Origin of the sequence: Janthinobacterium sp. SUN206 (assembly GCF_030587305.1) — a bacterium.
GTDB lineage: Bacteria > Pseudomonadota > Gammaproteobacteria > Burkholderiales > Burkholderiaceae_D > Janthinobacterium > Janthinobacterium kumbetense.
Window position 1 is genome coordinate 97260 of record NZ_JAPWIB010000004.1, and the last position, 24952, is coordinate 122211.

General features: G+C 63.5%; 23 protein-coding genes. 6 read left to right on the plus strand and 17 right to left on the minus strand.

Features of this window, described 5'->3' with window-relative positions; genetic code table 11:
* Window positions 1-48: 48 nt before the first annotated feature.
* From O3300_RS21095 to O3300_RS21130, 8 genes are all read right to left on the minus strand, one after another.
* Window positions 49-1038, minus strand: a complete 990-nt coding sequence (locus O3300_RS21095; protein WP_369812309.1) for an ABC transporter substrate-binding protein — start codon at window positions 1036-1038, stop codon at window positions 49-51.
* Window positions 1039-1172: 134 nt separating this feature from the next.
* Entirely contained in the window at window positions 1173-3167 is a 1995-nt protein-coding gene (locus tag O3300_RS21100; protein WP_305054020.1) for a MacB family efflux pump subunit, read from the minus strand.
* A gap of 5 nt (window positions 3168-3172) precedes the next feature.
* A complete protein-coding gene (locus O3300_RS21105) occupies window positions 3173-4360 on the minus strand; it encodes an efflux RND transporter periplasmic adaptor subunit (protein WP_305054021.1) in 1188 nt (395 codons plus the stop codon).
* A gap of 103 nt (window positions 4361-4463) precedes the next feature.
* Window positions 4464-4805 carry a DUF3325 domain-containing protein gene (locus O3300_RS21110; RefSeq protein WP_289900285.1) on the minus strand — a complete coding sequence of 114 codons (342 nt, stop codon included), beginning with the start codon at window positions 4803-4805 and terminating at the stop codon, window positions 4464-4466.
* Window positions 4802-6505, minus strand: coding sequence for a PepSY domain-containing protein (locus tag O3300_RS21115; protein WP_305054022.1), 1704 nt, complete (start codon window positions 6503-6505; stop codon window positions 4802-4804). Before O3300_RS21115 ends, O3300_RS21110 begins: the two co-directional genes overlap by 4 nt.
* The gene (locus O3300_RS21120; protein ID WP_305054023.1) at window positions 6502-6783 is read right to left on the minus strand and encodes a hypothetical protein; all 282 of its coding nucleotides are present in this window, start codon (window positions 6781-6783) and stop codon (window positions 6502-6504) included. The genes O3300_RS21115 and O3300_RS21120 overlap by 4 nt, the downstream gene beginning before the upstream one ends.
* A 226-nt stretch (window positions 6784-7009) precedes the next feature.
* The gene (locus O3300_RS21125) at window positions 7010-8002 is read right to left on the minus strand and encodes a FecR domain-containing protein (protein WP_369812310.1); all 993 of its coding nucleotides are present in this window, start codon (window positions 8000-8002) and stop codon (window positions 7010-7012) included.
* Window positions 7999-8508, minus strand: a complete 510-nt coding sequence (locus tag O3300_RS21130; RefSeq protein ID WP_099666508.1) for a sigma-70 family RNA polymerase sigma factor — start codon at window positions 8506-8508, stop codon at window positions 7999-8001. Before O3300_RS21130 ends, O3300_RS21125 begins: the two co-directional genes overlap by 4 nt.
* Window positions 8509-8746: 238 nt before the next feature.
* On the opposite strand from O3300_RS21130, the gene ffh reads away from it, so the two are divergent.
* Entirely contained in the window at window positions 8747-10114 is a 1368-nt protein-coding gene (gene ffh, locus O3300_RS21135) for a signal recognition particle protein (RefSeq protein ID WP_034746567.1), read from the plus strand.
* Between the two features lie 436 nt (window positions 10115-10550).
* Complete coding sequence (locus O3300_RS21140) at window positions 10551-10946, plus strand: SWIB/MDM2 domain-containing protein (RefSeq protein ID WP_071650146.1); 396 nt, start codon at window positions 10551-10553, stop codon at window positions 10944-10946.
* Window positions 10947-11025: 79 nt separating this feature from the next.
* Here the strand turns inward: O3300_RS21140 and O3300_RS21145 are convergent, their stop codons facing one another.
* Together O3300_RS21145 and O3300_RS21150 are read right to left on the minus strand one after the other, a co-directional pair.
* The gene (locus O3300_RS21145) at window positions 11026-11652 is read right to left on the minus strand and encodes a lytic transglycosylase domain-containing protein (RefSeq protein WP_099666507.1); all 627 of its coding nucleotides are present in this window, start codon (window positions 11650-11652) and stop codon (window positions 11026-11028) included.
* Complete coding sequence (locus O3300_RS21150) at window positions 11649-13388, minus strand: proline--tRNA ligase (protein ID WP_251350261.1); 1740 nt, start codon at window positions 13386-13388, stop codon at window positions 11649-11651. The genes O3300_RS21145 and O3300_RS21150 overlap by 4 nt, the downstream gene beginning before the upstream one ends.
* A gap of 204 nt (window positions 13389-13592) precedes the next feature.
* Between O3300_RS21150 and O3300_RS21155 the strand changes: the two genes are divergently transcribed.
* A complete protein-coding gene (locus tag O3300_RS21155; RefSeq protein WP_076566319.1) occupies window positions 13593-14225 on the plus strand; it encodes an RNA pyrophosphohydrolase in 633 nt (210 codons plus the stop codon).
* 100 nt (window positions 14226-14325) lie between these two features.
* Here the strand turns inward: O3300_RS21155 and mqo are convergent, their stop codons facing one another.
* A complete protein-coding gene (gene mqo / locus O3300_RS21160; RefSeq protein ID WP_218965305.1) occupies window positions 14326-15924 on the minus strand; it encodes a malate dehydrogenase (quinone) in 1599 nt (532 codons plus the stop codon).
* A complete protein-coding gene (locus O3300_RS21165; protein WP_305054025.1) occupies window positions 15917-16174 on the minus strand; it encodes a hypothetical protein in 258 nt (85 codons plus the stop codon). Before O3300_RS21165 ends, mqo begins: the two co-directional genes overlap by 8 nt.
* 214 nt (window positions 16175-16388) lie before the next feature.
* Between O3300_RS21165 and O3300_RS21170 the strand changes: the two genes are divergently transcribed.
* A complete protein-coding gene (locus O3300_RS21170; RefSeq protein ID WP_034780276.1) occupies window positions 16389-16811 on the plus strand; it encodes a DUF1841 family protein in 423 nt (140 codons plus the stop codon).
* 135 nt (window positions 16812-16946) lie between these two features.
* Here the strand turns inward: O3300_RS21170 and O3300_RS21175 are convergent, their stop codons facing one another.
* The 3 genes from O3300_RS21175 to nirK are packed head-to-tail and all read right to left on the minus strand — an operon-like array spanning window position 16947 to window position 21438.
* Window positions 16947-19232 (minus strand): nitric-oxide reductase large subunit, encoded by a 2286-nt coding sequence (locus O3300_RS21175; protein WP_305054026.1) that lies wholly within the window; start codon window positions 19230-19232, stop codon window positions 16947-16949.
* A gap of 14 nt (window positions 19233-19246) precedes the next feature.
* Window positions 19247-19924, minus strand: a complete 678-nt coding sequence (gene ytfE / locus O3300_RS21180; RefSeq protein ID WP_305054027.1) for an iron-sulfur cluster repair protein YtfE — start codon at window positions 19922-19924, stop codon at window positions 19247-19249.
* Window positions 19925-19953: 29 nt separating this feature from the next.
* Window positions 19954-21438, minus strand: coding sequence for a copper-containing nitrite reductase (nirK, locus tag O3300_RS21185; protein WP_305054028.1), 1485 nt, complete (start codon window positions 21436-21438; stop codon window positions 19954-19956).
* A gap of 150 nt (window positions 21439-21588) precedes the next feature.
* Between nirK and norR the strand changes: the two genes are divergently transcribed.
* Window positions 21589-23145 (plus strand): nitric oxide reductase transcriptional regulator NorR, encoded by a 1557-nt coding sequence (norR, locus tag O3300_RS21190; protein ID WP_305054029.1) that lies wholly within the window; start codon window positions 21589-21591, stop codon window positions 23143-23145.
* Window positions 23146-23158: 13 nt separating this feature from the next.
* Here the strand turns inward: norR and O3300_RS21195 are convergent, their stop codons facing one another.
* The gene (locus tag O3300_RS21195) at window positions 23159-23500 is read right to left on the minus strand and encodes a cytochrome c (RefSeq protein ID WP_215409088.1); all 342 of its coding nucleotides are present in this window, start codon (window positions 23498-23500) and stop codon (window positions 23159-23161) included.
* A gap of 14 nt (window positions 23501-23514) precedes the next feature.
* Window positions 23515-23844: a cytochrome c gene (locus O3300_RS21200; RefSeq protein WP_092796428.1), complete on the minus strand. Its 330-nt coding sequence runs from the start codon at window positions 23842-23844 to the stop codon at window positions 23515-23517.
* Between the two features lie 233 nt (window positions 23845-24077).
* Between O3300_RS21200 and O3300_RS21205 the strand changes: the two genes are divergently transcribed.
* The gene (locus O3300_RS21205) at window positions 24078-24947 is read left to right on the plus strand and encodes a MoxR family ATPase (protein ID WP_034780284.1); all 870 of its coding nucleotides are present in this window, start codon (window positions 24078-24080) and stop codon (window positions 24945-24947) included.
* Window positions 24948-24952 lie beyond the last annotated feature (5 nt).

Below are 24952 nucleotides of genomic sequence, written 5' to 3' on the forward strand. Positions count from 1 at the left end.
AGCTCCGCACCAGCACTGGCGCGGAGGTTTTTTTCATGGTTTCCTGATTTACTTCACATTCAGGCTCTTTTTCGCCTGCTCCAGCAAGTCCGTCTTGACCCAGTCCCTGGCCACGGGCGGCTTCGTCATGCGGCCCACGCCCGTTTTCACCATCACGTCCGTCGTGATCTGGATGTGTTCGGGCGAGATGTCATACGAATACGGCGAATTGCTGATCGCGTCGTCGAAGTCATCCTTCGTGATCTGGCCGCGGAACACCACTTCGCGCACATACTTTTCCGCCGTCGCCTTGTTGTCGATAAAGGCCTTGGTGGCTTCGACGAAGCAGCGCATGAATTTTTCCGCCACGGGACGGCGTTCCTTGTAAAACTTTTCCGTCATCACCATGGTGCGCACGGGTTCGCCGATCGGCGTGTCGTACGGCTTGATGACTTCGGTGCCGAAACCCTTGTTGATGGCCTGCGACGATTGCGGCTCCGACTGCATCATGGCGTCGATATTCTTGCCCATCAGCGCCTGGTTCAAGTCGGCGTAAGCCAGGAACACCAGTTGCACATCCTTGCCCTTGGTTTCGGAATACGTCAGGCCCGCCTGCGACAGCTCGGCCAGCAGCAGCACTTCCTGGATGCCGCCGCGCGTCACGCCCACGCGCTTGCCCTTGAGTTCCTTGACGCTGGCGATCTTTTGCCCGGCGCCCGCCACCAGGCGCGCGCCGCCCTTGGCAAAGCCTGCCACCACATAGATGGGTGCGCCGCCTGCGCGGCCGGAAATGGCCGCCTCGGAGGCCGTCGCCCCCACGTCCAGCTCGCCCGCGATAATCGCCTGCATCACGTCGAGGCCCTTGGCGAAGACATGCTCTTCGACCTTGATGCCGCATTTGGGCGCGATTTCCTTGATGTACGACACGGCGCCGTAATGGGCGAACTTCAAATTGCCCAGGCGCACGACTTCCTGCGCCTGTGCCTGGCCAGCGCCCATGCCGAAGGCCAGCATGAGGGCGGCGGCAATACCGGTCTTCAAGGTTGATTTTTTCTGCATCGGGTTCTCCTGTGGTGGTTGGTGTGTGCCCGCAAGGGCATAAAACACGGCGCTTTTATTATGAGGAGATAGTACCGTGTGTTGGAGCCAGGGCAACATTTTTTTTGCCGGCAGCCACGCTGCCGGCATTGTCACTACTGCCCCGCCAGCGCCACCACCGGATCGAGTCCCGACGCCTTTCGCGCCGGCATGAAGCCAAACACCAGCCCCGTCACCACGGCGCAGGCAAAGGCGCCGCCGACGGCGCTGAGCGAAAAGATCACCGGCACGTCCCATACCAGCAGCAAGCCGGCCACCGTCACGCCGACCACGATGCCGGCCACGCCGCCCACCACCGACACCAGCACGGCTTCGGTGAGGAACTGGCGCAGAATGTCGCGCCGGCGCGCGCCCGTCGCCATGCGGATGCCGATTTCGCGCGTGCGCTCGCGCACCGTCATCAGCATCACGTTCATGACGCCGATGCCGCCCACCACCAGGGAGACTGCGGCGATCAGGCTGAGCATCACGGTCATGTTGTCCTGCGTCTTCGCTTCGGCGGCAATCGACGCGGCCGCGTTGCTGATGCCGTAGTCGCGGATGCGGTGGCGCTCGAACATGGTGGCGTCAACCGCCGCCTCCACCTCCGTCACGCGCTTGACGTCAGCCACCGCCATCACCGTGTACGTCGGCTCGCGCTGGCCGAAGACGCGGATGCCGGCCGTGGAAAACGGCAGCAACAGCACGTCGTCTTCATCCTTCTCGCCCGTCAGCGCGCCCTTCGCGCTCATCACGCCGATCACCTGGAACGGCACATTGCCGATCAGGATGCTCTGCCCCACGGGATTGGCCACGTCGGGCATCAGCTTTTCCGCCAGGTGCGCGCCCAGCACGGCCACGGTGGCCATCTCGCGCTCGTCCTCCTCGGTAAAGAAGCCGCCCTTGGCCACCGGCCAGGTCTGGATCTGCGGCAGGGCCGGCCCCGTGCCGCGCACATAGGTCTGCACGTCGAGGTTGCCATGGCGGATCACCTTGTTGCCCGTGACATTCGGCAGCACGTGGGTGATGCCCGGCACGTCCTTGAGCGCATCGAGGTCGGCCAGGGTGATGCTGCGCCCGGGGATGCGCGAGCTTTCGCCGCGCGACGCCATGTACAGCAGATTCGAGCCGAACGCGCCCAGCTGCGCCATCACCTGCTGGCGCGTGCCCAGGCCGATGGCCAGCATGACGATCACGGAAGCGACGCCGATGACGATGCCAAGCAGGGTCAGGCCCGTGCGGAAGCGGTTGATCCACAGCACGCGCCAGGCGGCGCGCGCCGCGTCGAGCAATTCCGTGCCCAGCGAAGCGCCCGTATCGTGGGCGGCGCGCGACATGTCCAGCGGCGGCAGGGCCGTCGACGTGGATGGAATGGCGATGGCGCCCGAGTCTGCGACGATTTCGCCATCGCTGATCTCGATCACCCGGCGCGCCTGGGCCGCCACCTTGCGGTCATGCGTAATCAGGACGATGGTGTGGCCCGCGTCGGCCAGTTCGCCCAGCAGGGCCATGACTTCGGCGCCGCTGCTGCTATCGAGCGCCCCCGTCGGTTCATCGGCGAGGATGATGCGCCCGCCGTTCATCAGGGCGCGGGCGATCGACACGCGCTGCTGCTGCCCGCCGGACAACTGGTTTGGCCGGTGGTCGAGCCGCTCGCCCAGGCCCAGGCGCTTGAGCAGCGCTTCCGAGCGAGCGTGGCGGGCCGCGGCAGGCATGCCCGCGTACAGGGCCGGCACTTCCACGTTTTCGCGCGCCGATTCGGTGGCGATCAGGTGATAACCCTGGAAGACGAAGCCGAACGCTTCGCGCCGCAGCCACGCCAGTTCATCGGGATTCAGGCTTGCCACGTCCTGGCCGGCGAAGCGGTAGGTCCCGTCACTGGGCCGGTCCAGGCATCCCAGCAAATGCATCAGGGTCGACTTGCCGGAACCGGACGCGCCGACGATGGCGACGAATTCGCCGGCGCCGATCGACAAGGTCAGGCCGCGCAGCACTTCCACGGCCGGCGCGCCGTCATGGCCGCCGTAGCGCTTGCGGATGCCCTGCAGTTCAATCAGGGGAACCGGCTGGCCAGGTTCCCCTGGCTGCCCCAGCGACCTGGCCTCGCTCATGGCGCTCACAGCTGGAACCTGCTGCTGCCGCTGCCGGCCGGCTGCTCGCCCGTGACCAGCAATTCGCCTTCGCGCAAGCCTTGCAGCACTTCCGCGCTGAGGCGGTTGCGCACGCCCACGGTGACGGTGCGCGTATCGACCTTGCCGTCCGCATCCATCACGCGGGCCGTAAACTGCCCCGGCTTGGCACCCTCTTCCTTCGATGGTTTCAGGGCCGGCAAGGGCACGGCCAGCACATTGTTCGCCGCGGCCGTGACAAACACCACTTGCGCCGTCATCTGCGGCATCAATTCGCCATCGGCGTTATCCACGTCGAACAGCACCGTATATAAAATCACCTTGCTGGTCGACGGCGCCAGGGCCGTGCCGGCGGAAGAACCGCCTGGCACCGGCGGCGCCGGCAGCACTTGCCGCACCTTGCCGCTCCAGCGCCGCTGGTCGCCGCCCAGGGTGGTGAAATACACGGGCATGTCCGGACGCACGCGGCGCACATCCGCTTCCGACACTTCCGTCCACACGGTCATGGCCGACAGGTCGGCGATGCGCAGAATATTCGGCGTCTGGTACGTGGCGTTCAGGGTTTGTCCTTCCTTCGCGTCCAGGCCCACCACCTTGCCGGCCATGGGCGCGTAGATGCGCGTATAGCCGAGGCGCGCCTCGTCCGCCTTCAGGCTGGCCTGGGTCTGGTCGATCTGCGCCTTCAGGTGGTCGATCTTGGCGCCGGCCGAGGCCAGCGTGGCTTCGGCCGTTTCCAGGTCGGCCAGCGGCGTGGAATCGAACTTGGCCATCTGCTTCTGGCGCACGTGCTGCTGGCCCGCCAGGCGGTGCTGCGCCTGCTGGTCGGCCAGCTGCGCGCGCAAGCCCGCCAGGGCGGCGCGGCCCGCATCGACCGTGGCTTGCTGTACGCTGGGGTCGATCTCGGCCAGCAACTGGCCTTTTTCCACGGCGCTGCCGGGCTGCACGTGCAGGCGCGTGATCTGGCCCGACACCTGCGCGCCCACGTCGACATAGGTTTGCGGCTGCAGGGTGCCGATGGCCGTGACGCTGGCCTCGATATTGCCGCGCTTGACGGGGGCCGTGTCGAACACGGTTGCCGGGCCGCGCGTGGCCCACAGTGCGCCGGCGCCGAACAGCGCCAGCAAGACCACGCCGCCCAGGATACGGGTACGGCGGGAAGGCAGGCGGGCCGCCATCAGGCAGCCGCCTTGGATGAAGTCAAAACGAAATTACAAACGTCAAACGGTGTCGCCAGGCGTGAAAAGTACATCGGTCTATCCTTGAAAATGGCGGTGAAGATCACCGCAGGAACGTCACAAGACCTGCCAGCGCGGCGACGGCTGCCAGCAGGGAACTACGAAACAGCAAGCGGGGGGCATACGGCAGCAGCAGGGCCACCAGCAGCGCGCCCACCCCGATGAATCCGAGCCAGGCGACTACGCCGACGGTGGCGCTCCAGCCGGCCACGCAAGGCCAGATGGCCAGCGCCAGCAACAGCGCGCCAGCCAGCTGCAGCGCGCGCCGCACGTTCGGCGCCGCGTCCCTGCCCCAGACCTGGCCATGGTGGCGGTCCATCGCCAGGGACAGGCTGGCCATGCCCGCATACGACAGGCCCAGCGCGCACAGGATGGTATTGATCATGACTGTCCCTCCGTATTGACTTGCAGGCTGGCAGAGGGCGCAGCGCTTTCCCTGGCGGCAGCCTTTTTCACCGGCTTTTCCTTGCGCTTGTGGACTTTCCACGCGCCCCAGGCGGCCAGCAGGCTGAAGGCCATGCTGCCCAGTTCCACGCCCGCGCTTTCCCAGTCGCCGCGCGCAATCTGCGCCGCCAGGTTGTCGCCCGTGCTCAGGACATTCAGGATGGGCAGCAGCAGGCACAGGGCCGCCAGCAAGCCCAATTGCTCGATCCACGCGCGTTTTTCCGCGCGCAGGCAGGCGTGCACCAGCATCAGGAACCAGACGCCAAAGAAGGCGCGCACTTCCCAGCCGGCACGCTGCTCGATGCCGACGGGGATCAAGCGGTTGGCCCACAGGAAGCCCACGCAGGCGATCGCCAGGCCGGCGATCGCCGCCACGTTCAGGCATGCGATGACGCGGTACACGCGCTGCGTGTAGGCGCCGAACTCGCCGCCGGACTTCTGGCGGCGCTTGACCATGAACAGGATGGCGCCCGTGCCCATCATGGCCGTGCCGGCCAGGCCGCAGAAGAAATACAGCCAGCGCATGGGAGTGCCGCCGAAGCCGACCATGTGCAGGTTCGACATGACGGAGCGCGTCAGGCCCGCGCCGCCCGTGTCCGACTTGCCCGGCAGGCGCACGGCGACCTGTTCTCCCGTGGCCAGCACATAACAGGCCCTGCCCGAATTGGCGCTGAGGCGCGTGAGCAGTTCCGTGTCCTCATTCCAGCCGTACATGCACACGCGCATGGAGGCATCGTTCGGATTGTCCAGCACCACGGCGCGGATTTCCTGGCCGATGGCCTGTTCGGCGCGCAGCGCGAACGATTCCAGCGCGGGAATGGCCAGCGGCTGGCCCGACCGCGCAGGCTTGCCCGCATCGTTCCAGTCGGCCAGGAAGGCTTTCTTGGGATTGTCCATGCCGTATTGCGCCGCCACGGGGGCCGGCACATAGTCGTCGCTGAAGAATGCCAGGCCCGTGTAGGCGATCATGAACTGGAACGGCAACGTCAGCACGGCCACCGCGTTGTGCGCGTCGAGCCACGAGCGCTGGCCCTTGGCCGGGCGGAAGGTGAAGAAATCCTTGAAGATGCGCTTGTGCGTGATCACGCCGCTCACCAGCGCCACCAGCATGATCATGGTGGTGATGGCGACGATCCACACGCCGATGCGGCCCGCGTGCAGTTCGTAGTGGAAATCGACGAAATGGTGGCCGCCGATGGTTTCCCGTTCCGTTGCCTCGCGCGCAGGCTCGATGACGGCGCCCGTCAACGGATCGAGGTCCGCCGAGCCATAGCCGCCGCTGGGCTGGAACCAGTAGGCGGACAGGCCCTGGCCGGGACGCTGCACGGGCCAGATTTCCCACATGTCCGCCTTCGGGTGTTCCTTCCCCATGAAGTCGAGCGCCAGCTCCAGGCGGTGCGCGCGGTCCGTGACCTTCGGCAGCGGCGGATCGTTCGCGTGCGCCGCCTCGGCCAAAGCGTGCTCGGGCGTCATCCAGTGGCCGATCGGGTCATCAAAGACGGCCAGGGAACCGGTCAGGAATATGGCGAACAGCAGCCAGGAAATCCACAGGCCGCTCCACGTATGCAGCCATGCCATGGCCTGACGCAAACCGCCCTGCTGCGGCGTTTTCACCACTTTGCTTGCCTTGACGGCGTTCATGCGGCACCTCGCGACAGCAGCATGCCGATGCCGCCGCAGACGATGGCCGGCAGCAGCATGCCGAGCCAGGCGCGGCGCAGGTCTTGCACGGCAAAGACCCAGATCACGGCGCAAGTGTAGACGACGAAGGCACTCAGGGTCGCCGTCAGCACGGCTTCGGCGCGCGACAGCGGCAGCACGGCCGACAGCAGCACGGCCACGCCGGACGTGAGCGCATAGCCGCCAAAGATGGCGGCGAGCACGCGCGAGAACAACATCATGTGGGCCGATTTCACCATCGCGGCGCTCCTGGGTATGGCTGTTGTGCCGGGCGGCAGACCTTGTACATCAGATGCATCACACTGCGTCCTTCCATTTGGGTTGATCGTGGCGGCGGCACGCAGCGGCATGAAACCGGGCAGCGTGGCGCCTTGTATGGGTACTGGATATTGAGTCTCTTAACTACAGGTGCCGCGAGAATCGAAAACGGGCAGCCCGATTGAACATTATTTTTTATTGCAAGGGCTATGGCGCCGGTTCGACGCTGACCCAATACCGCGTGCGGCTGCGCACCTGCACGGGCAGCGAGTTGGGCAGCATGTTCAGGATGCGCTGGGTGTCGGTCAGCGGGAACACGCCCGACAGGCGCAGCTGGGCGACTTCCGGCGCGCAATGAATCACACCGGGGCGGTAGCGGGCCAGGTCGGCCAGGAAATCGCCCAGGGTTACATCGTCGACGATCAGCTGCCCGTGCGACCAGGCGTGCGCATGTACATCGATGGCGTGCGGCGCATCCGGCGCATGGCGGGAAAAGGCCACGCCGCGCCCGGCCGCCAGCAACAAGGGCGCGCCGACATCGTCGCGGGGACGGATTTCAACGGCGCGTTCAAACACGTCCACGGTGCTGTAGCCATCCTGCTGGCGCACGGCAAAGCGCGTGCCCAGCGCGCGCACCCGGCCTTCGCGCGTGGCCACTTCCAGCGGGGCGTCGCTGCCGGCGCCATGACCGCTGGTGACGAGGACCTCGCCGGCCAGCAACTCGATCAGGCGGCGGCTGGCGTCGAAACGCACGTTCACGGCCGATCCCGTATTCAGGCTGAGCACGCTGCCGTCGGCCAGCGCCACCACGCGCCGCTCGCCCGTGGCCGTGCGGTAGTCGGCACGCAGGGCGCGCACGCCATCCCAGACGCCCGTCTGCGCGGCCAGCATGCCGCCGCCGGCCGCCACGCCCAGCCACGCCAGCACCTGGCGCCGCTTGCCGTTGACGGCTTGTCGCTGCGTACCGGCCAGCGCCTGCGCGGCCGCGCCGCGGTGCAAGCCGTTGAAACGCTGCGACACCGCTTCGATATGCTGCCAGGCCCGTTCGTGTTCCGGGTCGGCCCCGCGCCAGCGCTGCCAGGCGGCGTGTTCCGCCTTGCTGGCCTGCTCCGACATCAGCACCGTCAGCCACTCGGCCGCCTGCTGCTGCACCTCTGCGCGGATGGCTGCCGCGGCTGCGGGTTCTGCCACCGTGCTCATGCTGGCAGGGAGAAAAACACCTGGCGGTTGGCCCGCGTCAGATATTGCTTGACCGAGCTGGCCGACACGTTCAGGCGCGCGGCGATCTCGGCATAGCTGAGGCCTTCCAGTTGCGCCAGCAAGAACGCCGTGCGCACGGGCGCAGGCAAGCCGTCGAGGGCCTGGTCGATTTCCTGCAAGGCTTCCAGCGCCAGCAGCCGCTCCTCGGGCGCGGGCGCCACATCGGGCGGCAGGCAGGCCAGCGCCTCCAGATAGGCGTCTTCCAGCACTTGCCGGCGGTAGCGGTGCGCCACCAGGCGGCGCGCGATGGTGGCCAAAAAAGGCCGCGCTTCGCGGATCTGCGGCGCGGAATCGGCCGTCAGCACGCTGATGAAGGTGTCTTGCGCCAGGTCCGCCGCGTCGCCCGCATTGCCCAGCTTATGCCGCAGCCAGCCCTGCAGCCAGCCGTGATGGCTGCTGTAGAGCGCGTGCAGGTCTTGTTGCTGTGCAAAATCGGCAGCCGACATGGCATCCCTTTCCGCTCAGGCGTGCGGTGCCCGAGAATGTAAATAAGAATTATTCTCATTTTAACCGTGCAATGCCTTTCATGCAATCGCGGCATTGCCAGAAATACCAACTAATTCAAAAGCAGGCCAACCGCCAGACGATGCAGCGCAGGACCGCCAGCCACCCGCGATAAGGTAAAATGACGCCCATCGTCCGGCTTGCGCCGCCCACTCCCAAGCTTTTCATTGCAGGTTCATCATGCTAGATAATCTCACCCAACGGCTTGCCAAAGTCGTCAAGACCATGCGCGGCGAGGCGCGCCTGACCGAAGCGAACACCGCCGACATGCTGCGCGAAGTGCGTCTGGCGCTGCTCGAAGCCGACGTCGCCCTGCCCGCCGTGCGCGAATTCATCGCCAAAGTCAAAGAAAAAGCCATGGGCGAGGATGTCATTTCCTCGCTCACGCCAGGCCAGGCCCTGGTTGGCGTGGTGCAGCGCGAGCTGGCCGCCCTGATGGGCGCCGACCTGGGACCGGAAGCGTCGCAGATCAGCTTTGCCCAGCAGCCGCCCGCCATCATCCTGATGGCCGGTTTGCAGGGTGTGGGTAAAACCACCACCGTCGGCAAGCTGGCGAAGTATCTGAAGGAAGAAAAGAAGAAGAAAGTGCTGACCGTCTCGGCTGACGTCTACCGTCCCGCCGCGATCGCCCAGCTGCAATCGGTCACCGCCCAGGTGGGCGCCGACTTCTTCCCGTCCACCAGCACGGACAAGCCCGTCGATATCGCCCTGGCCGCTCTGGACTGGGCGAAAAAGCATTACCACGACGTGCTGATCATCGATACGGCGGGTCGCCTCGGTATCGACGAAGAGATGATGCGCGAAATCGCCGCCGTCCACGGCGCCGTGAAACCGATCGAAACCCTGTTTGTCGTCGACGCCATGCTGGGCCAGGACGCCATCAACACGGCAAAAGCCTTCAACGATGCGCTGCCGCTGACCGGTATCGTGCTGACCAAGCTCGACGGTGACGCGCGCGGCGGTGCGGCCCTGTCGGTGCGCCATATCACGGGCAAACCGATCAAGTTTGCCGGCGTCTCGGAAAAACTCGACGGTCTGGAAGCGTTCGACCCGACCCGCATGGCCAACCGCATCCTCGGCATGGGCGACATCCTCGCCCTGGTGGAAGAGGCGCGCAAGGGCGTCGACAGCAAGGCGGCGGCCGACCTGGCGCAAAAAATCAAGGTCGGCGGCAAGTTCGACATGAACGACTTCAAGGCGCAACTGGGTCAAATGAAGAAAATGGGCGGCATGGCCAACCTGATGGACAAGCTGCCGGCCCAGTTCCAGCAGGCGGCAGGCGGCAAGAACATGGATCAAGCCGACAAACAGGTACGCCGCATGTGCGGCATCATCGACTCCATGACGCCGCAGGAACGCGCCAAGCCTGAACTGATCAAGGCCACGCGCAAGCGCCGCATCGCCGCCGGCGCCGGCGTGCAAGTGCAGGAAGTGAACCGCATGCTGACGCAATTCGAGCAAATGCAGACGATGATGAAGAAATTGTCGGGTGGCGGCATGATGAAGATGATGCGCTCCATGAAGGGCATGATGCCCGGCATGAGGTAGTGGAAGGCTTCAAAATCCGCTGCGCGGGGCGCTTTGCGGCCGGCGATGCTCACCGTACTTCAGTACGGTTGCGCTTCTCGGCCACAAATCATCCCCGCTCGCTGTGATTTTGAAGGCCTTTTTTACGCCGCGTGAGACGTAGTTCAAGTCAAGAAACACCGTTATAAAATCATGCCGGATTGCATTTTCATGTGTCCGGCATCATTACTTCCCTCCCCCGCAGTCCCCCTCCCCGCATAGCCAGCAACCATGCCATTTACGGGCAAAAACGCCGTTCTGCGCTCCCAAGCGGTGCGCCTGGGCGACAGCATTGCCATTTCCCTGCTTTTTCCTCGTGAAAACGTGAAAAACACTTGCATACAAGGTAAATCCACACCAATATTAGCCGTGCGATTAATTGCGCAATTTCCCATGTGTTTGTTAAGGAGGCTCGAAGATGGCAACAGCCAAAAAAACCCCAGTAGCAGCGCCAGCCAAAGCAGCAGCAGCCAAGCCTGCAGCCGCCAAGAAAGCAGCACCCGCAGCCAAGGCAGCAGCTAAACCAGCAGCGGCGAAGAAAGCGGCAGCACCGGCAACACCACGCAAGCCAAACGCAGCATTCATGAAAGCAATGACGCCATCGAAAGATCTGGCTGCCGTTGTTGGCGCAGCACCGCTGCCGCGCACGGAAGTGACCAAAAAGGTATGGGATTACATCAAAAAACTCGATCTGCAAGATCCGGCCAACCGCCGCATGATCAATGCGGACGACAAGCTGAAAGCAGTTTTCGGCGGCAAAGCCCAAGTCTCCATGTTTGAAATGACGAAACTGATCTCCGATCATTTGAAATAAATCAGATACGCGCCGGCTTCAACAGCCGAGCGAGTGCCCCGCCGCATCACTGCGAGCGGGGCATTTTTTTGCCTGCGGTTCAACTGGCCGGCTTGAATTCCCACTGCCGCCATGCCGCCCGCACGGCATTCGGGTACTCGGCCCGCCCCCGGCTGCCGTTGTAGCGTCCCAGCGCCAGGTACAAATCGCCCTTTTCCATATCCAGGTACATGCGCAGGATCGCGCAGCCATAGCGCAGATTCGTCTGCATGTGGAACAGCTTGCTGCGGTCGCTGTCGCCGATGACGCCCGTCCAGAACGGCATCACCTGCATGTAGCCGCGCGCGCCGGCCAGCGAGACGGCATATTTGCGGTAGGCCGACTCCACCTGGATCAGGCCCAGCACCAGGGCCGGTTCCAGGCCCGCGCGGCGCGCTTCATACCAGACCGTTTCCAGGAATTCCGTGCGCAGCTGCGCATCCGGCAGCTTGCGCTGCAGGCGCGACGACATCTGCGCCAGCCATTGCTGGTAGCGCTGCAAGTCGGCGGGAGTGGCAAATTTGGGTTGCGGCGGGCGTTCGTCGCGGATCGCGTGCGACAGCGCCAGGCGGACGGAGTCGGCCAGCGCCTCCTCCTTCTGGTTGCCGGCCTGCGCCGGAGAGACGCAGGCCAGGCAGGCGGCCAGCGCGAGCGCGCCAGCCGTTTTACTTACGGATATGCGCTTCACTGCGCCATTTTGCCCTGGATGAAGGCGACGATCTCGTCCGGCGCCACGCCAGTCGCTTCCGCATCGCGGCGGCCCTGGTACTCCAGCTTGCCTTCTTTCAGGCCGCGCTCGCCGATGACGATGCGGTGCGGCACGCCAATCAGTTCCCAGTCAGCAAACATGGCGCCGGGGCGCAAGCCGCGGTCGTCGACGATGACATCGACGCCAGCGCCTTGCAGGGCCGCGTACAGCTTCTCCGTCTCTTCTTTGACCAGTTCGCTGCGGTCCATGCCCATCGGGCACAGCACGACCTCGAATGGCGCGATGGAGGCAGGCCAGATGATGCCCTTGTCGTCGAAGTTCTGCTCGATGGCGGCGCCCAGGATGCGCGTCACGCCAATGCCGTAGCAACCCATCTGCAGCGGCGCAGGCTTGCCGTTTTCGTCGAGGAAGGTGGCTTTCATGCTTTCCGAGTACGCCGTACCCAGCTGGAACACGTGGCCCACTTCGATGCCGCGCTCGATGGCGAGCGTGCCCTGGCCGTCCGGCGAAGCGTCGCCGGCGACGACATTGCGCAAATCGGCCACGATGGCAGGCTCGGCCACGTCGCGGCCCCAGTTCGCGCCCGTGTAGTGGAAGCCGGCGTCATTCGCGCCGCAAACGAAGTCGCTCATGTGGGCAACCGTGCGGTCCGCCACCACGGTGACGGGCGCTTGCGTGCCGATCGGGCCCAGGTAGCCAGGAATCGTGCCGTAGACTTCCAGGATTTCCGCTTCCGTCGAGAAACGGTGACCGGCCAGGCCGGCAACCTTGCCCACCTTGATGTCGTTCAATTCATGGTCGCCGCGCAGCAGCAGCATGAAATGCTGTTTCGTGACTTTTTCATCCTTGCCAACGGTTTCCACCGTCAGGGCGATGGTTTTCACGGTCTGCGACAGGGCTATGCCCAGCAGGGCAGCCACGGTTTCGCACTTGACGGTGTCCGGCGTGGCCGTTTTCGTCAGCGCCTGGCTTGCTGCCGGGCGCTCGCCCGCTGGCGGCAGCGCTTCGGCCGCTTCCATGTTGGCCGCATAATCGGAGGTCGGGCAGTACACGAGCGCGTCTTCCCCCGTGTGGGCGATGACGTGGAATTCATGCGAACCGGAACCGCCGATGGCGCCGTTGTCGGCTGCCACGGCGCGGAATTGCAGGCCGAAACGCGTGAAGATGCGCGTGTAGGCGTCAAACATGACCTTGTACGACGCTTGCATGCCGGCCAGGTCGCGGTCGAACGAGTAGGCGTCCTTCATGGTGAATTCGCGGCCGCGCATCAGGCCGAAGCGTGGGCGGCGCTCGTCGCGGAACTTCGTCTGGATGTGATAAAAGTTCAACGGCAGCTGGCGGTAGGACTTGATTTCCGTGCGCACGACGTCCGTGATGACTTCTTCCGACGTGGGCTGGATCGCGTATTCGCGGCCGTGGCGGTCTTTCACGCGCATCAGTTCGTCGCCCATCTTGGTCCAGCGGCCCGTCTCTTGCCACAGTTCGGCCGGCTGCACGAGCGGCATCAGCAGTTCGATACCGGCGGCTTTGTTCATCTCGTCACGGATGATGGCTTCCACCTTGCGGATCACGCGCAAGCCCATCGGCATGTAGGTATAGATGCCGGAACCGAGGCGTTTGATCATGCCTGCACGCATCATCAATTGGTGGCTGACGATTTCCGCGTCAGAAGGTGCATCTTTAAGTGTGGAAATAAAAAAACGGGAGGCGCGCATAACGGTGAATTCTTTTTAAAAAGAGAGGGTTATAATCAACCTAATTTTAAAGGATTAGCTGGCTGATGCGTCCATACTTTACACAAATGCGCTCAATTGGTGCGATTCCGGCGCTTTTCGCACCCCGAAAAGGTCACCGGCTTGCGAAGTTGTGGGTAATTATGTAAAAAAGGATGCACTGTCGCAGAAAGTTTGAGGTGCATTATGCTCGACCGTGAAGGGTTTCGGCCCAACGTCGGCATCATCCTGCTAAACGCCCAGAACGAGGTGTGGTGGGGCAAGCGGGTGCGCGAGCACTCATGGCAGTTTCCGCAAGGCGGTATCAAATATGGCGAAACACCGGAACAAGCCATGTTTCGCGAACTTGAAGAGGAAATCGGACTCAGACAGGAACACGTCAAAATTGTCGGCCGCACCCGCGACTGGCTGCGCTATGAAGTGCCAGACCACTTCATCAAGCGCGAGATTCGCGGCCATTACCGTGGCCAGAAGCAGATTTGGTTTCTGCTGAGAATGTGCGCGCGCGATAACGACGTCAATCTGCGACTGACCGACCATCCGGAGTTCGACGCCTGGCGCTGGCATGAATACTGGGTCCCGCTCGATGTCGTCATTGAATTTAAACGCGATGTCTACCAGCGCGCCTTGCAGGAGCTGTCCCGCTTCCTGACCTGGCCCGTGCATGGCAACGCACAGCAAGCGCACCGCCACACGTCGCGCTACCTGCGCCAGCCCCATGCGCCACGGGCACAGGATGGGGCGGCACTGGCCAAGCCTTGCGACGGCATTGCCGCCGAAGGGTGTACGCCGGAGCTGATCTTGCCGGGCAAGGGATAGTCCACCGCAATGAACGCACTCTCCCACGCAAAAGGGGCAGCCTGAACAGGCTGCCCCTTTTTTCATTCCGGCAGGAAACTCCCCTGCCGGCAAGGCTGACTTAGTTTGCTGCCGGCGCTGGCGCAGCGGCTGGCACGTCGAGCGTGATCGCCTTCAAGCCCAGGATGTTGCTGCTGTAGTGGCGGATCTTGTTGGCCAGGGCTGGGTCATTGTTCAGCTTTTGACCGTACGACGGCACCATTTCCACCATCTTCGCTTGCCATTCCGGCGTTGCCAGGCGGCTCTTGAACGCCGTTTGCAGCACCTTGATCATGATCGGCGGCGCGGTCGAGGCGCCTGGCGAGGCACCCAGCAGGGCGACGATGCTGCCATCGGCGGCGCCGACGACTTCCGTGCCGAACTGCAGCAAACCACCTTTTACGGGGTCATCCTTGACGATTTGCACGCGCTGGCCCGCGTTTTGCAAGGTCCAGTCTTCCATCTTGGCATTCGGCAGGTACTCGCGCAAAGTCTTCAGGCGGTCTTCCGGCGTGTTCATGACCTGTTCGACCAGGTATTTCGTCAGCGGAATATTGTCGTAACCGGCTTGCAGCATGGGTTTCACATTGCCAGTGCCGATCGAGGCAGGCAAGTCGATCCACGAACCGTTTTTCAGGAACTTGGTCGAGAAGGTGGCAAACGGGCCAAACAACAAGGCTTTCTTGCCGTCGATGATGCGCGTGTCCAGGTGCGGCACGGACATCGGCGGCGAACCGACGGACGCCTTGCCGTAGACCTTGGCCGCATGCGCCGCCACCAGTTCCGGATTGGTGGTGACCAGCCATTGGCCGCCCACCGGCACGCCGCCGTAGCCCTTGGCTTCCGGAATGCCCGATTTTTCCAGCAGCGGCAGCGAACCGCCGCCGGCGCCGATGAAGACGAACTTGGCGCGCATGGTCTTTTCCTTGCCGGCGTTCAAGTCTTTCACCGTCACGTTCCATACGCCATCGGCGCCGCGCTGGATGTTTTCCACCTGGTGGCGCAGGTGCAGGACCATGCCGTGGCTGTCCGTCAGGTACTTGACCAGGCCGCGCGTGAGGTTGCCGAAATTGACGTCGGTACCGATTTCCATGCGTGTCGCGGCCACTTTCTGGCCCTTGTCCCGGCCTTGCATGACCAGCGGCGCCCATTGCTCGATCTGCGCCTGGTCTTCCGAGAACAGCATGCCCTTGAACAGGTTTTCCTTTTGCAGCGCGGCGTAGCGCTTCTTCAAAAAGGCAATATTGTCATCGCCCCACACAAAGGCCATGTGCGGCACGTTATTGATGAAGGTTTGCGGCGCGCCCAGGTGCTTGTTGGCGACCTGATAAGCCCAGAATTGCTTGGAAATTTCGAATTGCTCGTTGATGGCAACGGCTTTCTTGGTCTCGATGCTGCCATCGGCCGCTTCCGGCGTGTAGTTCAGTTCGGCAAACGCCGAGTGGCCCGTGCCTGCGTTGTTCATCGCATCCGAGCTTTCGGCGGCCACGGAATCGAGGCGCTCAACCATTTCCATCGTCAGCGACGGATCGAGTTCCTTGAGCATGCTGCCCAGGGTGGCGCTCATGGTGCCGGCGCCGATCAGCAGCACGTCGACCGGTTTTTCGGACGAGGCCGGAGGGGTCTTGTCACATGCCGCCAGGATCAGGCACGACATCAAAAGTAATAGCGATTTACGCATACGTAACTCCGTTTATGAATACTGAAGGATGATTCTTGCGCGCCACCGTGGCGGCACCATCGCCGTATTGAATGAAAAACAACCGGCCAGCCGGAACGCCAGGGCGGCCGGACAGGTCAATGTCGATGGTGATAGGCATGCTGCCGCGCTCAGGGATATCCCAAGAGCATGATCTGGTGGCAAAGGTGCGGGCAATGGACAGCGCGGACCTCGTTGTCGGCTGAAAAACCGGCAATGAAATCGCCGTCATGTCCAGTGCAAATATCAAGAGCGGCGATTTTATCACCGTTATTTGGCGCCGCCGGGCCGTGGCGGTAGTGGATAATACTTACTGCAGGGTATTAAATGACGGTGACTATCGGGTCATGCAAGCGGCCGCCAGACGGCAAAAAGGGCATCCTCGATGCCCTTTATTTATGTACGCGGTACAATGCCGGCTGCCCTTTAGCCATAGTCCTTCAGCCATGTTCAACCCCTCGTCCGACGATGTGCGCCGTTTCTTTTGCGAAACATTGCGCAAGCACCGCGCCCATGAAATCCTCACGCCGATGGAAGCCATTGCGCTCGACTGGATCCTCGAACACCCCGAGTATGAAAACGAGCTCTCCGACGTCGAAGCGGCGCTGGCGCGCGACTATTCCGTCGAAGGGGGACAAGCCAATCCTTTCCTGCACCTGTCCATGCATCTGTCGATCACGGAACAGGTGCAGGTGGACCAGCCGCGCGGCATCCGCCCGGCCGTCCAGCAGCTCACCCAGCGCCTCGATTCGGCCCATGCCGCCCAGCACGAAGTGATGGAATGCCTGGGGCAGATGATCTGGGCGTCGCAGCGCTCGGGCTTGCCGCCGGACACGGACGCCTATATCGACTGCGTCCGCCGCCGGTAGGAACACCTGTCAAAACCTGCTGCGCGTTGCGCTTTGCGGCCTGCGATGCTCACCGTACTAGAGTACGGTTGCGCTTCTTAGCCACAAATCGCTGCCGCTCGCTACGGTGTTGCCAGGTGTTGTGCCAGTACTACCTCACATCGGTTTTACTGCCTCCTTCATGCGCTGAGGCAAGGCCTGTGTCGGCCCTCTCCCCATCAATCCCAGCACCACCTGCAGCGCCATGGCGATGGCGCCGACGATGAAGACCACGTCGCCAAAGGTGCGTATCCAGCGCAGATTCTGCAACAGCGGCTGCTGCATGAACGCTTCGCTGCGCGCATACCACAGGCCTTCCGTCACGCTGGCGTGGAACTGGATGATGCCAATCGGCAGCAGGCTGGTAAAGATCATCAGCACCAGGCCCGCGTTCAAGCCCCAGAACCCCGTCTTCATCAATGCAGGGCTGAAACGGTAGTCGGGACGCAGATAGCGCAGCACCAGCAAGGTAAAGCCCAATGCCAGGAAGCCGTACACGCCGAACAGCGCCGCATGCGCATGCACGGGGGTCGTGTTCAAGCCCTGGATATAGTACAAGGCGACGGGCGGATTGATCATGAAGCCCAACACGCCCGCACCCAGCATGTTCCAGAAGGCGACGGCGACAAAGCACATCATGGGCCAACGCAGGTTTTCCATCCATGGCGCGCGTTCCTTCAGGCGCCAGTTTTCCCACGCTTCGTGGCCCAAGACGATCAGCGGCACCACTTCCAGCGCGCTGAAGCTCGCGCCGATGGCCATCACGGGCGTGGTGGTGCCGGCAAAGTACAGATGGTGGAAGGTGCCGGGTATGCCGCCCAGCATGAACAGCGAGGCCGACGCCAGGCTGGCCGTCGTGGCCATGCGCACCGACACCAGGCCCAGGGTCGAGAAGATGAAGGCCAGCGCCGTCGTGGCGAACACTTCGAAGAAGCCTTCCACCCACAGGTGCACCACCCACCAGCGCCAGTACTCCATCACGGACAGGTGCGTGCGTTCGCCGTAGAACAGGCCGGCGCCATAGAACAGGCCGATGGCGCCCACGGACGCGGTCAGCAGCGCCAGCAGGTTCTTGTCGCCGCCCTTCTGGCACAGGGCCGGTATGACGCCGCGCAACATCAGCACCAGCCACAGCAGGATTCCGACGAATTTGCCGATCTGCCACAAGCGCCCCAGGTCCACATATTCATACCCCTGATGGCCGAGCCAGAAATTCCACTCGGGCGGCATCACTTGCGCGATGGCCAGGTAATTGCCGATGAAAGAGCCGACGACGACCGCGACCAGGGCCCAGAACAGCACGTCGACGCCCAGGCGCTGCCACCTGGGATCCTTGCCGCCATTGATCAGGGGCGCCAGGAACAGGCCGGCGGCCAGGAAGCCCGTGGCGATCCAGAACAGCGCGGCCTGGATATGCCAGGTGCGCGTGAGCGCATACGGGAACCAGCGCGACACGTCGATGCCGTAGAACTGCTGTCCCTCCACCGTGTAGTGCGCCGTGAAGCCGCCGATGAAGACCTGGAAGATGAACAGGGCCACCACCAGGAACAGGTATTTTCCCAGTCCCCGCTGCGAAGGCGTCAGGGCGAAAGTGGTGAGCGGATCGCGCGGACCGGCCGCCGGCAGCGCTTCGTCATGGTCGCGCAGGAAGGCCCAGCCCCAGACGAGGAAGCCCACGCCGGCCAGCAGCACCACCACGCTGGCGACCGACCAGACGAGGTTTTCGCCGCTGGGCTGGTTGCCGATCAGCGGTTCATGCGGCCAGTTGTTCGTATAGGTCACTTTCTGGTCAGGACGTTCGGTGGCGGCGGCCCACGCCGTCCAGAAGAAGAACTGCGTCATCTGCGCGCGCCGCTCGGCACTGGGCAGGGTGTTTTCCTTCATGGCGAAATGCTCGCGGCTTTTTTGCAGCGCCGGCGCGTCGGAGAACAGCTGATCGTAATAGTGCGCCGTGCTGGCGATGGCTTGCACGCGGCGCGGCGACAGGCGCAGCACTTGCGCCTCGTCGGTCCGGTTGCCGCGGTATTCCAGCCTGAGCGCTTCGCGCAGCGCCGCCTGCGCGGGGCCGTCGAGCGCCGCGTAGGCCTTGCCATGCAGCTCTTGCGCGGCCAGTTCCAGCCAGGCCGTCAATTCGCGGTGCAGCCAGTCGGCCGTCCAGTCGGGCGCCTGGTAGGCGCCGTGGCCCCAGATGGAACCCAGCTGCATGCCGCCGACGGATTGCCAGGCCGTCTGGCCGTCGAGGATGCCCTCGCGGTCGAACAGCTGCCGGCCATCCTGCGCCAGCACTTGCGCGGGGATGGGCGGCGCCTGCCGGTAGACTTCCGTGCCGTAGTAGCCAAGTAGCGAAAACGTCACGATCAGTACACCGATCAGGGTGAACCAGAGTTTTTTGTACGGACCCATGGGTCATTCCTTTGTCAGTGCACCACGGCCGGCGCAAAGCGCTCGAACAGGATATTGTTTTCAGTATGGATGTGCGCCATCAGGTCTTCGCGGAAGGTGCGCAAGCCCGTGTACAACGCGCGCCAGGTGGTACAGGCGCCGCCAGGGGCGGTGATATCGTTCGTCATTGCCTCCATCGCGCGCAAGGCCACGCCATGGTCGTCGTGCTCCATGCGCATGACGTTGATGGGCGCGCCGGCCCGCGGGCCCTGGCCGCGCACGATCATCGGGAACAACACGTCTTCTTCCTTGCGCATATGGCTTTCCAGCTCCTGCGCCATGGCCGACAGGTGTTCCGCCAGCCCGTGCGGACAGTCGGCGCGGTCGCCATGCACCTGCTCGACCTTGCGCGCCAGGCGTATCAGCTCGGGCAGCTGCTCGCGGTGCACGGCGTGGTAGCGCGCCAGGATATGTTCCACCAGCTCGGTGGCCGAGGCGTCCTGCCAGTCACGCTCGCCGCTGGCGTCAATCCGTCCTGCCAGCAGCCGCAATTCCTCGACAATGGGCGCCGTATCCACGCCGGCCGCTTCGGCTGCCGCGCGCAGGGTCTTGTTGCCGCCGCAGCAGAAGTCCAGGCGGTGCGCATCGAACAGGCGCGTGGCGCCAGGGATGCGGCGGGCCAGTTGGCCCAGGGATAGGTCGATCATTTCCATAACAGTTCCTTGAGGATGAATAGGTAGATTTATTGCACCGCGCCCGCGTGGTAGACGCCGGGTACGGGTTCGCCAGTCACTTCCAGCACGCCCACGGCGCCCTTGCCTGCGCGCGACAGCGCATGGTCGACCAGCAGATAGCTGCCCGGATGCTGTACCTTGAGTTCGACGATGGTCGCGCCGCCCGGCGCCACGAGCGTGGTTTGCACGTCGTGTTTCGGGCTGCTGATCGAGCCTTCGCTGTACACCTTGTCGAAGATCTCGCCGATGATGTGGAACGATGAAATCTTGTTCGGGCCGCCGACGCCGAAATAGATGCGCACCGTCTCGCCCACTTTCGCCTGCAATTTGTGCGTCTTGCTCAAGGCGCCCACTTCGCCATTGAAGACGTAGTAGTCGGGCAGCTCATTGGCCATTTTTTCCAGGTTCGGTTCCTGGTGCACGGGCGCGCCGTGCGGACGGCCCGTGTACATCTCGCCCTGCATCACGTAATACTCGCGGTCCACCTTCGACAGGCCGCCTTCCGGTTCGACGAGGATCATGCCGTACATGCCGGCGGCGATATGCTGCGGCACCAGCGGCGTGGCGCAGTGGTAGACGAACAGGCCCGGATTGAGCGCCTTGAAGGTGACCGTTTTTTCCTGTCCCGGCGCCACCTGCGTGTGCTGTCCGCCGCCATGGCCGCCCGTCACGGCGTGCAGGTCGATCGAATGGATCATCTTGCTGTCCTTCGCGTTGAACAGGGTCAGTTCGACCGTGTCGCCCACCTTCGCGCGCAGCATCGGGCCAGGCACTTGCCGGTTGAAAGTCCAATACGTAAAACTGGTGCCGTCATCTAGCTTGCCCGGCAATTCCACCGTCTCCATGCGGTACTTGAGCAACTGCGGCGCGCGCGCGCCGATGGCAGCGGGTACGGAGGCCGGATTGGCCGCCACGCTGACGGCCGATGGATCGGGACCGCGCATCGGCGATGGCGCGGGCGTGTACAGGGCCAGCGCGGCGGCCTGGCTCGATTCGCTGGCAGCGCTGCCGGCGCCGGCAGCCTTCGGTGCTCCCGCTTCGGCCAGCGAAGTGCCGCTCACGACCAGCTTGCCTTCCATGCCGATCTGGCGGTGGCCGGGAATCGAGCAGTAATAGGTGAACGTACCGGCGCGCGTGACCTTGAAGCGCACGGTGGTGCTGCCGCTATTGGCGCTGAATTTGCTTGAAGCCACGTTCAGTTCGGGGATCAGCAGGTCGTGTTCGGCGCCTTCGCCGCTTTTCAGCACGAGTTCGACCGTTTCCCCCACCTTGGCCGCCAGCACGGGGTTGACCTGGCCCTTGGCGTCGATGAATACCATCTTGCCGTCGACGATATTGGTTTGCAGTTCATAGCGCTTGACCGCGGCGGCGGCAGGTTTGGCGGCAGTGGCGGCAGCGCTGGCAGGCAGGCTCGCCTGGGCCTGCACGGACAGGGGCATGGCCAGGACACAGACGGCGGCGGCAATGGCGCGGAGGGAGGGAGTCGTTTTCATCAAGCTTTCCTTGGTCTTGTATGCCGGTTTGGCACTCATACCTAGGCAAACCGTGTGCCAGGAAAAACTTGTTTTAAATCAATGATTTGAAAAACACAGGGTCGTAATGACCCTTGTTTACCGTGGTTCGTTGTACCCTGCATGGTACTTATGACCACCACTGCCATCCACCTGCTGCTGCTCACCGACCTGGTCGCCGACCTGCCCGTCGCCGTGCGCCTGCAGCGCCTGGTCGGCAGCCTGCGCGCGCACTTCGGCTGCGAAGCCGTGGCCTTGCTCAAGCTCGATGGCGAGCACTTGCGCCCCGTGGCGATGGCCGGCCTGGCCAGCGACGCGCTGGGACGCCGCTTCGCCGTCGCCGACCATCCGCGCCTGGCCGCCATCCTGCAACGGCGCGGCGTGCTGTGCTTCCATCACGACAGCTCCCTGCCCGATCCCTACGATGGCCTGATCGCCGAGCGGGCCGGCGAACCGCTGCCCGTGCACGACTGCATGGGCATGGCGCTGGACCTGGAGGGCGAACGCTGGGGCGTGATCACGCTCGACGCCCTGCAGGTAGGCACCTTCGATACGCAAGCGCAGCGCGACCTGGGGGAACTGGCCTGCGCCATCGAGGCGGCCGTGCGCGTGACCCGCCTGGAAACGGAAATCCGCGCCCTGCGCCTGTCGGGCGGCGCCATGCTGGCCGATGCGCAAGCGCCGCGCGAGGAACACGATTTCGTCGGCCAGAGCAGCGCCATCACGCACTTGCTGCACGAATTGCAAGTGGTCGCCGATTCCGAACTGCCCGTGCTGCTGCTGGGAGAGACGGGCGTCGGCAAGGAACTGTGCGCGCACCGCCTGCACCGGCTGTCGCGCCGCGCAGGCAAGCCCTTGATCCACGTCAATTGCGCGGCCTTGCCCGAGTCCCTGGCCGAAAGCGAATTGTTCGGCCATGTACGCGGCGCGTTTTCCGGCGCCGTCAGCGACCGGCCCGGGCGTTTCGAGGCGGCCGAAGGGGGTACCCTGTTTCTCGATGAAGTGGGGGAATTGCCGCTGTCGATACAGGCCAAGCTGCTGCGCACCTTGCAAAATGGCGAAATCCAGCGCCTGGGTGCGGACCGGCCGCGCCGCGTCAACGTGCGCGTGATCGCCGCCACCAACCGCAGCCTGCGCGAGCATGTGCGCGATGGCTCGTTCCGCGCCGACCTGTATCACCGCCTGTCCGTGTATCCCGTGCCGATTCCGCCGCTGCGCGAACGGGGCAATGACGTGCTGCTGCTGGCCGGTGGTTTTCTTGAGCTCAACCGCGCGCGCCTGGGCTTGCGCAGCCTGCGCCTGTCCGCCGCGGCGGAAAATGCCCTGTGCCACTACCGCTGGCCGGGCAATGTGCGCGAACTGGAACATGTGATCAGCCGGGCCGCGCTGAAAGCCGTGATCCGCGGCGCGGACCGCAAGGACATCGTGACCCTGGAAACGGATATGCTCGACCTCGATGCGCTGGAGGCGCCAGCCGGCGCGGACGCGTCGCTGCCTGCGCCGGCCGCGTGCGGAGCGCCGGCGGCGCCGCTGCTGTCCATGCATCAGATCGTGGAAGCGAGCCAGCGCCAGGCCATCCGGCAAGCGCTGGTGCTACATCAGGATAACTGGGCCGCTGCCGCGCGCCAGCTGGGGCTGGACGCCAGCAATCTGCACAAGCTGGCGCGCCGGGTCGGCTTGAAAGCCTGAGCCCGGCTAAAACTCAGCGGTGAATGACCAGGGTGGTCGGCAGGCTGTGCAGGTAGGCGGCCAGGTCCTTGATGTCCTGGTTGCTCAGCGGTTTCACCTGGCCCGTCATGATGGCGTTGTTTCGGCCATTGGCCTTGTCGCCCCGCTTATACGCCGTCAAGGCGTGTTCCAGGTAATCCTTGTGCTGACCCGCCAATTTCGGATAGGACGGGTCGATGGGCGAACCGTAATCCTTACCATGGCAGGTGGCGCAGCTGTATTTTTCGGCCAGGGCCTTGCCCGTGTTGATATTGCCCGCGGCGCTGGCGGACAACGAGACGGTGGCGCAAACGAGGGCGGCGAGTAGTGTTTTCATCATCTGGCTGGTCCTCAGTTCGGCTTGGCTTGTTGCGCATAATACGCGGCGACATCGGCGATATCCTGGTCCGACAGGCTGCTGGCGATGCCCTTCATGCTCGGGTGCTTGCGATCGCCCTTCTTGTAGGCTTGCAGCGCATTCTCGATATATTTTGCCGGCTGGCCGCCGATCATCGGCACCTGGAACACTTCGGGAAAGGTTGCCTTGTAACCGGGGATGCCATGGCAGCCGATACACATTTCCACCTTGGCAGTGGCTGCCTTGGCGTTTCCTACAATGTCAGCCGCTGTGACGGCATTTGCTATGCCGGCAAGCACGAGAAGTGCAAATATTTTTTTCATAGTGGCAATGTGAACAAAGGTAATCGGAGAAACGCCAGAGCTGGTTTTTATTGATTTTATGTGTTGACAATTAAGGTTGACAATTAATCTGCTGCTTGCCGATTCTAGCCAAGATATTCTTGCAAGTCCACCTATAAAACCCGCATTGTAGGCAGGCAGGCACAGGCCGTCCGCGTGGCAGTGCGCCACAGTTCTGTTTATACTCACCATTTCCCTACTTTGGCAGACCGCTCATGCAAGCACAGCACACCCAGCAAGGCCAACGCTTCGAAGGTTCCGACAGCTATGTCGCCACCGCCGACCTGAAACTGGCCGTGAATGCGGCGCTGACCCTGCAACGCCCGCTGCTGATCAAGGGCGAACCGGGCACGGGCAAGACCATGCTGGCCGAGGAAGTGGCCGCCGCGCTGAACATGCCGCTGATGCAATGGCATATCAAATCGACCACCAAGGCGCAGCAGGGCCTGTACGAATACGACGCCGTCTCGCGCCTGCGCGACTCGCAGCTGGGCGACGAGCGCGTGCGCGACATCCAGAACTACATCGTCAAGGGCGTGCTGTGGCAGGCGTTCACGGCGCCCGAACCGGTGGTGCTCTTGATCGATGAAATCGACAAGGCCGACATCGAATTCCCGAACGACCTGCTGCGCGAACTGGACCGCATGGAATTCTATGTCTATGAAACGCGCGAAATGGTCACGGCGCGCCATCGCCCGCTCGTCATCATCACCTCGAACAACGAAAAGGAATTGCCGGACGCCTTCTTGCGCCGCTGCTTCTTCCATTACATCAAATTCCCAGACAAGGACACGATGGAGCAGATCGTCGCCGTCCACTACCCGCATCTGAAACAGGAATTGCTGGCGCAGGCGCTGCAAACCTTCTATGAAGTGCGCGACGTGCCGGGCCTGAAGAAAAAGCCGTCGACGTCGGAATTCCTCGACTGGCTCAAGCTCCTGCTGGCCGAGGACATCCCCTTTGACGCGCTGCGCAGCAAGGACAACAAGGCCGTCGTGCCGCCGCTGCACGGCGCGCTGCTGAAAAACGAGCAGGACGTGCACCTGTTCGAGCGCCTGATGTTCATGTCGCGCACCAACCGCTAAGGAGC

Bases quoted from the DNA above. Each gene is read 5' to 3' on its own strand.
- O3300_RS21140 (WP_071650146.1), top strand. From the start codon at position 10,551: ATGGCAACAGCCAAAAAAACCCCAGTAGCAGCGCCAGCCAAAGCAGCA.
- O3300_RS21095 (WP_369812309.1), bottom strand. From the start codon at position 1,038: ATGCAGAAAAAATCAACCTTGAAGACCGGTATTGCCGCCGCCCTCATG.
- O3300_RS21205 (WP_034780284.1), top strand. From the start codon at position 24,078: ATGCAAGCACAGCACACCCAGCAAGGCCAACGCTTCGAAGGTTCCGAC.
- O3300_RS21195 (WP_215409088.1), bottom strand. From the start codon at position 23,500: ATGAAAACACTACTCGCCGCCCTCGTTTGCGCCACCGTCTCGTTGTCC.
- O3300_RS21120 (WP_305054023.1), bottom strand. From the start codon at position 6,783: ATGGTGAAATCGGCCCACATGATGTTGTTCTCGCGCGTGCTCGCCGCC.
- mqo (WP_218965305.1), bottom strand. From the start codon at position 15,924: ATGCGTAAATCGCTATTACTTTTGATGTCGTGCCTGATCCTGGCGGCA.
- O3300_RS21110 (WP_289900285.1), bottom strand. From the start codon at position 4,805: ATGATCAATACCATCCTGTGCGCGCTGGGCCTGTCGTATGCGGGCATG.
- O3300_RS21105 (WP_305054021.1), bottom strand. From the start codon at position 4,360: ATGGCGGCCCGCCTGCCTTCCCGCCGTACCCGTATCCTGGGCGGCGTG.
- nirK (WP_305054028.1), bottom strand. From the start codon at position 21,438: ATGAAAACGACTCCCTCCCTCCGCGCCATTGCCGCCGCCGTCTGTGTC.
- O3300_RS21165 (WP_305054025.1), bottom strand. From the start codon at position 16,174: ATGACGGCGATTTCATTGCCGGTTTTTCAGCCGACAACGAGGTCCGCG.
- O3300_RS21130 (WP_099666508.1), bottom strand. From the start codon at position 8,508: ATGTCGGCTGCCGATTTTGCACAGCAACAAGACCTGCACGCGCTCTAC.
- O3300_RS21150 (WP_251350261.1), bottom strand. From the start codon at position 13,388: ATGCGCGCCTCCCGTTTTTTTATTTCCACACTTAAAGATGCACCTTCT.
- O3300_RS21170 (WP_034780276.1), top strand. From the start codon at position 16,389: ATGTTCAACCCCTCGTCCGACGATGTGCGCCGTTTCTTTTGCGAAACA.
- O3300_RS21125 (WP_369812310.1), bottom strand. From the start codon at position 8,002: ATGAGCACGGTGGCAGAACCCGCAGCCGCGGCAGCCATCCGCGCAGAG.
- O3300_RS21200 (WP_092796428.1), bottom strand. From the start codon at position 23,844: ATGAAAAAAATATTTGCACTTCTCGTGCTTGCCGGCATAGCAAATGCC.
- ytfE (WP_305054027.1), bottom strand. From the start codon at position 19,924: ATGGAAATGATCGACCTATCCCTGGGCCAACTGGCCCGCCGCATCCCT.
- O3300_RS21175 (WP_305054026.1), bottom strand. From the start codon at position 19,232: ATGGGTCCGTACAAAAAACTCTGGTTCACCCTGATCGGTGTACTGATC.
- O3300_RS21155 (WP_076566319.1), top strand. From the start codon at position 13,593: ATGCTCGACCGTGAAGGGTTTCGGCCCAACGTCGGCATCATCCTGCTA.
- norR (WP_305054029.1), top strand. From the start codon at position 21,589: ATGACCACCACTGCCATCCACCTGCTGCTGCTCACCGACCTGGTCGCC.
- O3300_RS21100 (WP_305054020.1), bottom strand. From the start codon at position 3,167: ATGAGCGAGGCCAGGTCGCTGGGGCAGCCAGGGGAACCTGGCCAGCCG.
- ffh (WP_034746567.1), top strand. From the start codon at position 8,747: ATGCTAGATAATCTCACCCAACGGCTTGCCAAAGTCGTCAAGACCATG.
- O3300_RS21115 (WP_305054022.1), bottom strand. From the start codon at position 6,505: ATGAACGCCGTCAAGGCAAGCAAAGTGGTGAAAACGCCGCAGCAGGGC.